Genomic DNA, 10,925 nt, shown 5'->3' on the forward strand with positions numbered 1-10,925 from the left:
AGCACACGCCTGATAAGCGTGAGGTCGATGGTTCGAGTCCATTCAGGCCCACCATTAATAGATTGTCTAATATAAATATGGTGTTGCCCATATATTGGGCCTGTAGCTCAGCTGGTTAGAGCACACGCCTGATAAGCGTGAGGTCGATGGTTCGAGTCCATTCAGGCCCACCATATTAAAATATTTTTGGGGCCTTAGCTCAGCTGGGAGAGCGCCTGCTTTGCACGCAGGAGGTCAGGAGTTCGATCCTCCTAGGCTCCACCATTTTAGATAACAGATACTGGCAACAGTATTTTTTTTATACGTTTGTGTTGGGAGGGGTTACATGCGTTTTAAAAAATTTTTTGGAACTAAAGCGTTCTATAAGTCAGTTATTGTGATTGCCTTGCCTATTATGGCACAGCAATTTGTTACATCTTTTGTCAATTTAATTGACAATGTTATGATTGGGAGTGTCGGATCGGTAGCCTTGACCAGTGTTACTGTCGCAAACAAATTTTATCTGATCTTCAATTCTACCTTATTTGGTTTGTGCGGAGCGTCAGGAATTTTTATTGCCCAGTATTTTGGTGCAAAAGATCATCGTAAATGTCAGGAAGTATTTGATGCAAACATGCTGTTCTCACTGCTTTCAGGACTTTTATTTACTCTTATGGTCATATTTATTCCGGTGCAGATTCTGCAGCTGTTCTCTAAAACACCGGCGATTGTAGATTCCGGGCTATCTTATTTAAACTTTATTAAGTATAGTTATTTACCATATGCTGTTTCAATGACCTGTATGATGGCTTTGCGTTCTGTAGGAATCAATAAGATTCAGTTGAAGATTGGGATATTAACGGTAGCAACGAATACCTGTTTAAATTATATATTAATCTTTGGACACTTTGGATTTAAGCCAATGGGGGTTGAAGGCGCAGCGATCGCAACACTGATTGCCCGATTAGTAGAGATGGTTATTTATTTAATGCTACTATTGAAAAGGAAACATTATTTTTGCTTAGATATTAACGGTATGTTTCATTTGAATAAGGATTTAATTTCAAGGCTTATGATCAAAGCATTGCCTTTAACTATTAATGAAATCATGTTTTCATTAGGAAATGCGATGATCTTTAAGTCATATATACGAACGGATGAATTCTTAGTGGCGGCAATTTCGGTCGTAGATACCGTCATGAATATTGCGTTCATTATTTTTGGTGGGCTTTCAAGTGCGGTAGCGATTATGATCGGAAACAAACTTGGGGCTAACGAATTAGAAGAGGCACGGGAAAATTCGTTGAAATTAATAGTCTTTGGCGCAATGGTGGCAGTAGTGATCAGTGCAATACTGATTTCGTTTTCTGGGTTAATACCGAAGATTTACAACTTAGAACCGGAGATCAACCAGGCAATTACGACAATGCTGTGTATAAAATCGCTCATGATCCCATTTTATGTTATTAATGTGTGTATCTTCTTTGTATTAAGAGCAGGCGGTGATGCAGCTTCTACATTAATGATGGATAGTGGTTTCCTGTGGGGAGCTTCGGTTTTGTTTTCAACCTTATTATCTATTTTTACACCGATCCCATTAATTCCTTTATATGCGATTATTGAATCACTGGATATTTTTAAACTTTTTGTCGCAAGTTATTTCTATCGCAAAGGACATTGGGTACGAAATATGACGTTGGAAGTAGAGGCTTAACTGCCTCTTTTTATTTACGGTTCTATTTAAACTTTACAGCATAATTATTTATTTTGATTCTTCTTGGGGAGAATGGTACATTAACTATTTTATTTTTAATAATTCGCATTTTTAATTGAGTAAGGGGTTACAAAGAAAACGGTTGATGATATAATAAATCCGCAGTATTAAAAGAAAGGAAAGCAAATTATGTTACAGTTTATTTTTAATGATTTAAAAAATAATTATAAACTTAGTCTTGCTTATTCTTTGATATTAGTATTACTAACGTCAATTGAATATGTATTTTTTGAACTCATTAATTATCCGGATGTCCTTTATTACGGGGGGACAATGTTTGCTTTTATGAGTTTATTAGTCATAGGGCTGCTTTTTGTAATGACATTTTATTTAAATACGTTTTATATTGAAGAGAAAAGAAGTCAGATTGTATTTCTGTCTTTGTCAGGTGCCTCGTTGTTTAAATTAGGGATGTTTTTATTAATCCAATATTTTATTATGCTTATTGTTTCCATGTCTTTAGCGATGATACTTGGAAGATTATTGTTTTATTTTATCATTCAATATGCCAGCACCGTTGTAGCTATCGAAGGAACCATAATCTATTCATTTGATGGTTTAGTCGAAATGGTGGGAATCGAAATATCAAAATGTATTATTATGGTTATGATTAATGTAGCGTTTATTTATAAAAATGAGATTTCAGAAATTATTAATAAAGTAGATATTAAGCGCAATAACAGCCTGAAGGATTCAATCAAGAAAAGCTTCTCAACTACCGGTTCAATGATGGGGGTAGGAATGAGTATGATGCGTGGTGAGGATATACAGCAGGCTACTAACACTCAGGAGTTAAATGAAATATTGAAGAAGAAAAGAGAGGCTAATCAAGCAGCTACTCAAAAAATACTGATGGATAATCCTTCTATAAAGGAAGTTAGAAAAGATCGGCTTGAAAAATACAGACCCTTTTTTCCGCTTTTGTTTTATGTTATCGGATTAGTTGTCATTATGTTTTCTCAAAATGTTTACATAAGCTGCATCATGATTTTGGTGATCGGTTTTTCTATTTTTAGTTTTATCAAGACCAGTATATATAAGATCTTTGAAAGACTGGAAGAACAAAAGCTTTATGAAGACCCTTGCAGCTATGTTGTTTGTCATGAAGTATTGCATCGGCTTAACAGCAATCAAATTATCCTCATCATTATGAATATTGCTTTGCCTTTCTTTATTTTTCAAGCGACTACGAGAGCAACATTGTTTGTTGAAATACTGGCCTGTTTTTCTTTTATTGTCTTATTATTTGTATTAATGGTCTTGCTTTTATTGAAGAATTATTTGGATATCCAACATGGCATCAGCAATTACAGGATTCTATATGTACTGGGGTATAATAAAGAAGATCTGATGAAGATTTCCAATAGAGCCAATTTTTTTAACTATTTGATAAGTGTCGGATTATCTTTATTTGCTATTATGATATTTACAATAAAAATGATGTATTCAACTTGGGGATTATGCTTATTAATCAGTATCATCATTATCGTTAGTTTTTTCGTATCTGTTGGAATAGTCAAGTATTATAACCGTATTTTAATTAGGAGGATTCAATAATGGGGGAACCGATATTAAAGGCTGAACATATTAAAAAGATATATAACGAAGGCGGAGATAATGAAACAGAAGCGCTGAAAGATATTTCACTTCAAATTAATGCTGGGGATTTCGTTGCGATTATGGGACCAAGTGGATCAGGTAAAAGTACATTAATCAATATTTTATCCACCTTAGACCGTGCAACTAAGGGAAAGCTGTTTATTCGAGGGGAGCAGGTGTCCCGCATGTCTGCTCATGAACTTGCTAATTTTAGAAATAAGAATCTTGGCTATATTTTTCAGAACAGTATTTTAATCAGCAATATGGATGTCTATCATAATATCGCAACACCGCTGGTATTGAAAAAATGTCCGAAAGCTGAAATTCGTAAAAAAGTAATGGCTTTGGCAGAGGGGTTAGGGATTGAAAATTTGATGAACCATCAGATTAATCAATGTTCAGGCGGACAAGTTCAGCGTGTAGCAATCGCAAGAGCCTTGATAACACAGCCGCATTTACTGGTGGCAGATGAACCAACAGGAGCATTGGACAGTAAACGTTCACATGAACTGATGCAGTTGTTAACACAATTAAATGATAATGGAACCACCATTATTTTAGTGACTCATGATAATATGATTGCTTCATATGCTAAGAAGCTTTTGTATATTCATGACGGATTGATTCATGATGAAATTGTTTGCGGGGATCTTTCACAGTATGAATTCTTTAATAAAATAGTGGAATTAAATGCAGGGGATTATATAAGCCAATTTTTCCGAAAATAAAAGAAGATAAATATTAAGAAGCAGATTAGTGAGAAAGCTTTATTAAGACACTGTTTCTTTTTATGCTTGATTTTATAATATTGTCTTAAAAGTATAGGATCGATCTTTTCTTAATTTTGATCGTAGTAAATCAATATTTTTTAATAATTGTATATTTTATTGATTAGCTTGTTTTTTATATTGACAAATACTAAAAGACTGACTATACTTTTAGACAAGTAATAAATTCGATGATTTAGGAGTAAGTAGCGATTTTAGTGGAAATGTAGAGAATCAGTGGCTGGTGAAAACTGATATGAAGCAGATCGTGAATGGACCTAATAGAAGCGAGGTGAATTAAAAGTAGCCGAGCCGCAGTTCCGGCGTTAAAAGGAAGCAAACATGTTGGTGTTTGTATAAGCTGTTTTTCTATATATGGGTGGCATAGCGAATCGATCTTCGTCCTATTATTGGACGGAGATTTTTTATTTCCGGCTTATACAAAAAATAAGGAGGGATAAAGATGATTTTAAATAGGACCCCATATTTTTATTTGAAATTATACATGAAGGAAACAAAACGGTGGTGTATCGGATAAAGGAGATAAGAATGTATTTTTGCTAGAAAAACATTATTTTCTGGGAAATAATACAATATTTGACACGTGTATAAGAATAAATGAAAAGAGGAAAAACAATGAATAGAGGATTTTATGGATCGTATGGCGGACAGTATGCACCGGAAATATTAATGGGAGCATTAAATGAGTTAGAAGAGTGTTATCTTCGATTAAAAGAGGATAAGGCATTTAAAGAGGAATTAGATTTTTACTTGAAAGAGTATGCTGGAAGACCATCTTTATTATATTATGCTAAAAAGATGAGTGATTGTTTAGGCGGAGCTAAGATTTATTTGAAAAGAGAAGATTTAAACCATACTGGAGCGCATAAGATCAACAATGTTTTAGGACAGATCTTGTTAGCGAAACATATGGGGAAAAAGAAAGTCATAGCGGAAACAGGCGCAGGACAGCATGGGGTTGCTACGGCGACTGCCGCCGCTTTATTTGATATGGAATGTGAGATCTTTATGGGGATAGAGGATACACAACGACAATCTTTAAATGTCTTTAAAATGCAGCTGCTGGGGGCAAAGGTGACGGCGGTGACAAGCGGTACCGGAACTTTGAAAGATGCCTGCAACGAGGCTATGGCGGCATGGGCAAACTGTTATCAGGATACCTTTTATGTGTTAGGTTCGGCTACCGGTCCGCATCCTTATCCAATGATCGTGCGAGATTTTCAACATATTATTTCCAAAGAATCACTTCAGCAATGCATGCAGAAAGAAGGGAGACTGCCGGATTATGTGCTTGCCTGTGTGGGCGGCGGCTCAAATGCGATTGGCTCATTTTATGAATATCTGCCATATTCAAATGTTAAGCTGATTGGATGCGAAGCGGCAGGAAAAGGAGTAAATACTTCTCTTCATGCAGCAACATTGACAAAAGGATCAATCGGGGTGCTTCATGGAATGAAATCTTTATTTCTGCAAGATGACGAAGGACAGATCATGTCTGTATATTCTATTTCGGCTGGATTAGATTATCCCGGCATTGGACCGGAACATGCCTATTTAAAAGAATGTTGTCGTGCTGAGTATGTAGCAATTCGTGATGATGAAGCCCTGGAAGCGTTCCATTATTTAAGTAAGATGGAAGGAATTATTCCCGCTATTGAATCAAGTCATGCACTGGCTTATGCAATGAAACTGGCACCACAGCTTTCAAAAGATAAGATCATTATGGTGACACTTAGTGGTCGTGGGGATAAAGATGTGAAAAGTATTGCGGATATTATGGGGGTAGAGATTAATGAATAGAATTGATAAACAATTTGAGACTCTAATTAAAATGCAGAAAACAGCAATGATCGGCTATAGTGTTATTGGTGATCCGGATTACGATATGAGCTTGGCAATTATTCGGCAAATGATAGGAAATAGTTGTGACATCATTGAATTAGGACTGCCGTTTTCAGATCCAATTGCGCTGAGTGAAGATCTTCAAAAAGCGAATGTGAGAGCGCTGACTCATCATATGACAACACCAATGGCGATGCAGTTTATCAAGGAAATCCGTGAAATGACAACGATACCTTTAATATTAAATGTTTACTATAATCAAATCTTTCGTTATGGTGTCAGTGAATTTTTTAGTGAAGCAAACAGCAGCGGGGTTGATGGGATTTTCATTGGTGATCTGCCTATTGAACATCAACATGAAGTGATAAAAAGTGCACAAAAATATAACATTTATATTCTCTCTTTAATGACTCCTTCTCCGCTAGAAAGGATTATGAAAATAGTGGAGAATGCACATGGATATTTATATTGTGCAGCAAGGTTAAAGGAACTTCCTCAATTTATAGAAATGTTGAATAAAGAGACAGCCATTCCCAAGATCATTATGCTGAATCAGGAAGACCTGTTTGATTTTAAAAAAGAGAAATATTTAGAAAATGGAATAAAGGTGGAGAATGTGATTATTAAGGCGATACCTAGTTTATTGGACTCATCAATGACACTGGAGGAACTGGGTCAGACCATCAAGGAAATAAGCAATATTATCCACCAGTGAAAAATTTGAAAGAAAGTGTCGAAAAAGGATAGGCTACTTTCTTTTTTTGTTGTAAAATGCCAATAGGAGGTTTCATTATGGCAAAAAAAATGTTTTCTAAAGAACCCTATATTTTTATGACTTTAACTGCATTTTCAATAGCGTTTTTTATGACATATATATTAGGGAATATATTAACTCAAATAGGCATGTGGACACATCTTAATTTATTAAGCCAATGGGGGGCGCTGTTACCCGGTCTGCTGGGACCGGCAATTGGCGTCAGTATTGCTTATAAAAGTGGGACAAGTCATTTAGGATTGATTTGTGCTATGATGGCAGGCTGTGTCGGGCTCGGAAGCATGAGCGGGGATTTACAGGTGGCGGCTCCTTTTATGGCCTATATCTGTGTTTTAGTGACGGTTTGGGTGAATAATTTTTTAGAAGGAAAGACACCTTTTGATTTAATTCTTTTACCTTTAGCCAGCGTATTTATTGCTGGAATTATACATGCGTTGATTACTCCCTATTTATCGATTTTTTTAACTTATGTTGTTCAATTCATTAATAACATGGTGAACATGAATCCGCTGCTGATGGGAATTGTGATTGCAGTAGTCGCTGGGTTGCTGTTTACAAGTCCAATCACGATCGTAGCGATTACTTCTATCCTTCAATTATCACCGCTTGCTTGTGGTGCGGCGTTAGCGGGGGTTATGTCCTTCATGTTAGGATTAGGCTTAATGTCATTGCAGGATAATGATATCGGCGACAGTTTAGCGGTTATCTTTGGCACTGGTATGCTTCAGTTTACGAATATGATTAAACACCCGATTCTTCTGATTCCGCCGATCGTATCAAGTATTGTTTGTGGTTGTGTATCTGCGGCATTATTTCAAATCACAACCTCTATTCACTCTGTAGCGATTGGAGGCACACTATTTTTAGGTGTTATTGAAACGGTGGAACAAATGGGAATCAGTTACTGGATACTTCCGGTAGTGGCATATATTATTTTGCCTATTGTTATTAATTTTGCGGTTTATCAATTATTTAGAAAAGCACATTATTTAAGGAATGGAGATTTAAAAATTTTAAAATAACATGGAACTTATCAAATAATAAAGATTTGATAAGTTTTTTTATGAAATCCGTATGTTTTTCCTTTTAAGAAACAAGCTAATTTGAAAATATCCTATTTATTATGAGAGGAGTCATCTATGGAATACTGGAAATTAATCGGAATTGCAATCATTGTCGTCGGCTTTACTTTAAAATTTGATGTTTTAGCTGTTGTTTTAACTGCCGGTATTGTCACTGGGTTTGTAGCGGGAATAAACTTCTATGACATCTTAACAATATTGGGACAGTCCTTTGTTAATAATCGCCTAATGTCAATTTTTTTAATTATTTTTCCAGTCATTGCGATTATTGAAAGATATGGGTTAAAAGAACGTGCAGGAAAACTGATTGGACGTATCAAAAATGCATCTGCAGGTAAAATCCTATCCTTATATATGGTGATACGGTCAATCGCTTCTGCTTTAAATATTCGTATTGGCGGACATGTTCAATTTATTCGTCCTTTAATCTTACCAATGTCGGAAGCAGCGGCAGAGAGTTCTAAAGGAGATGGGTTAACCGAAAAGCAAGAGGACCATTTAAAAGGAATATCGGCTGCGGTAGAAAACTACGGTAACTTCTTTGCTCAAAACTGTTTTCCGGCTGCCAGCGGAGTTGTTTTGATTCAAGGAACAATGGTGGAACTTGGTTATGAAGTGACACTGCAGTCGATTGCTGCAGCGGCTATTCCAATTGCTGTCATTACAGTGCTGCTTACTTTTATACAGGTTTGGCTCTATGACAAAAGGTTGAAGAAAAGTATTATAAAGGAGAAAGGATAATATGGCACAGCTATTGCAATGGGCACCGGAGATCTTTTATAGTTTGTGTGGGTTAGTGAGTATTAATGCGGCAGTTCGAGCATTAAAGAATTCGAAGGCTAAATATGGTACATTCCTATTTTGGCTGATATTAGGAATAATCTTTATTTTTGGTAAAATTATACCTTATGTGATGACAGGAGTACTGCTTATTCTTATGGGGCTTTTAACGGTGACGAATCAGGTGAGAATGGGAGAATTTGAAGACATTGATGAGACAAAGAAAAAAGAAGCAAGTGAACGTGTAAAAAATAAAATCTTTATTCCGGCGGCTTTGATTGGTGTTATGGCATTGCTGATGTCTTTTGTTCGGATTGATGGAAAACCATTGGATGGAGCGACAATGATTGGGGTTGCTTGTCTGGTTTCACTAATCTCAGCTTTTATTATTTGCAAGCCTAAAGTCAAGGAAACGAGAGAGGATACAGCACGGCTATTAATGCAGGTTGGGGCGGCGTGCTTGCTCCCACAATTATTAGGGGCTTTGGGGGCAGTTTTTACAAAGGCAGGAGTAGGGGAAGTGATAGCTTCTATTATTTCAAGTATTTTCCCTACCGGTAACATCGTGATTGGGGTATTATTATATTGTTTAGGGATGGTTGTTTTTACAATGATCATGGGAAATGGCTTTGCGGCTTTTTCGGTTATTACGGTAGGAATTGGGGTTCCATTTGTCATCATGCAGGGTGGAGATCCGGTTGTGGTAGCAACTTTAGGAATGACCAGTGGCTTTTGCGGAACTTTGTTAACGCCGATGGCAGCTAATTTTAATATCGTGCCTTGTGCTGTTTTGGAAACTAAAGATAAGTGGACAGTGATTAAAGCTCAGATTCCGATGGCTATTATATTAATTATTATTCATGTTGTGTTGATGCTGACACTGGCATTTTAGAAAGGAAGATAAGATGAAAATATTAGTAACAGGGTTTGATCCCTTTGGCGGAGAAAAAATTAATCCAGCGATTGAATCTGTAAAAAGATTGCCGGATAGAATATTAAATGCAGAGATTATTAAATTGGAAATACCGACCGTATGTCACAAGTCGTTAAAAGTTATTGATGAGGCAATAATGAAAGACGATCCTGATGTGATTTTATCTGTGGGTCAGGCTGGTGGAAGAAGTGATATTACAGTCGAAAGAGTTGGGATCAATATGGATGACTGCCGTATTCCTGATAATGAGGGCAATCAGATCATTGATGAGCCTATCTTTCCAGACGGGCCATCAGCGTATTTTGTCAATTTGCCGATTAAGGCAATGGTGCGTCAAATTCAAGAAGTAAAGATTCCGGCTTCTATATCAAATACGGCAGGAACATTTGTCTGTAATCATGTCACCTATGGGGTGCGTCATCTGATTGAAACTAAATACAAGGGGAAACGCAGCGGGTTTATTCATATTCCATATTTACCGGAACAGGTAGTGGATAAAAAAGATAAGCCAAGTATGTCACTAGAGATGATCGTTAAAGCCTTAGAGGCGGCAATTGAGGCGATTATTCAATATCCTGAAGATATTAAAGTGACAGGTGGGGCGACACATTAATGAGACGTATCTTTGTATATGGAAGTTTACGATATGGAATGTATAATTACCAGAAATATTTAGCGGGACATTGTAAGGTGATACAGAGGGCATATATCAAAGGAACATTGTATTCATTACTGAGAGTAGAGTATCCGGCGCTGTTAGATGAAGGGGATAAAATGGTATTAGGAGAAATCTTAGAGTTGGATGAAACGGTCGATATGAAACTGCTGGATATATTAGAACGCTATTACGAAGAGGAGAATATTAATAATGAATATGATCGGTTGATTATGCCGATTTATGATATTGACCAGAAAACAATTATAGAACATTTACCGGTTTATGTTTATAATTTAAAGAAGCCGGAGCAGAGAGAGCGATTAGATAAAGAAATTGAAGATGGGGATTATGTTCGTTATCGAGAATTAACGTATAAATGGTAGACTTTAATATAAAGTCTGCCTTTTTACAATTTAGCGAAGATACACGGTTAAATATCACTGATAATGAGTATTATACATGAGAAGTAACTATAGATACTAATCTATTTAAAGTGTAAAAAGTTTTATTTATTGTGATGAAACCGTGATGTATAAACGAAAAAACATTCTTAATTAGACAAAATAAAATAATCAAAGGGATTAAATAGAATAGTTGCATTTGTGCAATATTTGTAGTATTATGTCATTGATTAAAATAGTTGTTTCAAGAATTATTTTAATAAAGGATAATTGACAGTTATCAAGTATATAGGAATGTTGAAAGAGGAGATCG

10 protein-coding genes and 3 tRNA genes (1 of these 13 running past the window's edge) are annotated in these 10,925 nt (G+C 36.0%); all 13 read left to right on the top strand.

All coding sequences use genetic code 11. The features are described 5' to 3' along the window. Window positions 1-54, top strand: a tRNA-Ile gene (locus tag ACLRVU_RS11315) (it extends 123 nt beyond the left edge of the window). A 42-nt stretch (window positions 55-96) separates the two neighbouring features. Further along, window positions 97-173, top strand: a tRNA-Ile gene (locus ACLRVU_RS11320). 15 nt (window positions 174-188) lie between these two features. Continuing rightward, window positions 189-264, top strand: a tRNA-Ala gene (locus tag ACLRVU_RS11325). Window positions 265-325: 61 nt separating this feature from the next. Then, on the top strand, window positions 326-1,693 hold the full coding sequence (locus ACLRVU_RS11330) for an MATE family efflux transporter (protein ID WP_412891944.1): 1,368 nt from the start codon (window positions 326-328) through the stop codon (window positions 1,691-1,693). 189 nt (window positions 1,694-1,882) lie between these two features. After that, complete coding sequence (locus ACLRVU_RS11335; protein WP_412891945.1) at window positions 1,883-3,310, top strand: hypothetical protein; 1,428 nt, start codon at window positions 1,883-1,885, stop codon at window positions 3,308-3,310. After that, entirely contained in the window at window positions 3,310-4,080 is a 771-nt protein-coding gene (locus ACLRVU_RS11340) for an ABC transporter ATP-binding protein (RefSeq protein ID WP_412891946.1), read from the top strand. Before ACLRVU_RS11335 ends, ACLRVU_RS11340 begins: the two co-directional genes overlap by 1 nt. A 675-nt stretch (window positions 4,081-4,755) precedes the next feature. Next, complete coding sequence (gene trpB / locus ACLRVU_RS11345) at window positions 4,756-5,940, top strand: tryptophan synthase subunit beta (protein WP_412891947.1); 1,185 nt, start codon at window positions 4,756-4,758, stop codon at window positions 5,938-5,940. Continuing rightward, complete coding sequence (trpA, locus tag ACLRVU_RS11350) at window positions 5,933-6,697, top strand: tryptophan synthase subunit alpha (protein WP_412891948.1); 765 nt, start codon at window positions 5,933-5,935, stop codon at window positions 6,695-6,697. Before trpB ends, trpA begins: the two co-directional genes overlap by 8 nt. 77 nt (window positions 6,698-6,774) lie before the next feature. Then, entirely contained in the window at window positions 6,775-7,779 is a 1,005-nt protein-coding gene (locus ACLRVU_RS11355; protein ID WP_412891949.1) for a PTS sugar transporter subunit IIC, read from the top strand. Between the two features lie 117 nt (window positions 7,780-7,896). Further along, a complete protein-coding gene (locus tag ACLRVU_RS11360; RefSeq protein WP_412891950.1) occupies window positions 7,897-8,580 on the top strand; it encodes a DUF969 domain-containing protein in 684 nt (227 codons plus the stop codon). 1 nt (window position 8,581) lies between these two features. Beyond that, a complete protein-coding gene (locus ACLRVU_RS11365) occupies window positions 8,582-9,511 on the top strand; it encodes a DUF979 domain-containing protein (RefSeq protein ID WP_412891951.1) in 930 nt (309 codons plus the stop codon). A 13-nt stretch (window positions 9,512-9,524) separates the two neighbouring features. Then, window positions 9,525-10,166 carry a pyroglutamyl-peptidase I gene (gene pcp / locus ACLRVU_RS11370; RefSeq protein ID WP_412891952.1) on the top strand — a complete coding sequence of 214 codons (642 nt, stop codon included), beginning with the start codon at window positions 9,525-9,527 and terminating at the stop codon, window positions 10,164-10,166. Continuing rightward, the gene (locus tag ACLRVU_RS11375; RefSeq protein ID WP_412891953.1) at window positions 10,166-10,594 is read left to right on the top strand and encodes a gamma-glutamylcyclotransferase; all 429 of its coding nucleotides are present in this window, start codon (window positions 10,166-10,168) and stop codon (window positions 10,592-10,594) included. Before pcp ends, ACLRVU_RS11375 begins: the two co-directional genes overlap by 1 nt. Window positions 10,595-10,925: the final 331 nt, after the last annotated feature.

The sequence above is a fragment of the Beduini sp. genome (assembly GCF_047239305.1).
Taxonomy (GTDB): Bacteria; Bacillota_I; Bacilli_A; order Erysipelotrichales; family Coprobacillaceae; genus Beduini.

Excerpts from the sequence above, each read along its gene's own strand:
- ACLRVU_RS11330 (WP_412891944.1), top strand. The coding sequence starts at position 326 with ATGCGTTTTAAAAAATTTTTTGGAACTAAAGCGTTCTATAAGTCAGTT.
- ACLRVU_RS11335 (WP_412891945.1), top strand. The coding sequence starts at position 1,883 with ATGTTACAGTTTATTTTTAATGATTTAAAAAATAATTATAAACTTAGT.
- ACLRVU_RS11340 (WP_412891946.1), top strand. The coding sequence starts at position 3,310 with ATGGGGGAACCGATATTAAAGGCTGAACATATTAAAAAGATATATAAC.
- trpB (WP_412891947.1), top strand. The coding sequence starts at position 4,756 with ATGAATAGAGGATTTTATGGATCGTATGGCGGACAGTATGCACCGGAA.
- trpA (WP_412891948.1), top strand. The coding sequence starts at position 5,933 with ATGAATAGAATTGATAAACAATTTGAGACTCTAATTAAAATGCAGAAA.
- ACLRVU_RS11355 (WP_412891949.1), top strand. The coding sequence starts at position 6,775 with ATGGCAAAAAAAATGTTTTCTAAAGAACCCTATATTTTTATGACTTTA.
- ACLRVU_RS11360 (WP_412891950.1), top strand. The coding sequence starts at position 7,897 with ATGGAATACTGGAAATTAATCGGAATTGCAATCATTGTCGTCGGCTTT.
- ACLRVU_RS11365 (WP_412891951.1), top strand. The coding sequence starts at position 8,582 with ATGGCACAGCTATTGCAATGGGCACCGGAGATCTTTTATAGTTTGTGT.
- pcp (WP_412891952.1), top strand. The coding sequence starts at position 9,525 with ATGAAAATATTAGTAACAGGGTTTGATCCCTTTGGCGGAGAAAAAATT.
- ACLRVU_RS11375 (WP_412891953.1), top strand. The coding sequence starts at position 10,166 with ATGAGACGTATCTTTGTATATGGAAGTTTACGATATGGAATGTATAAT.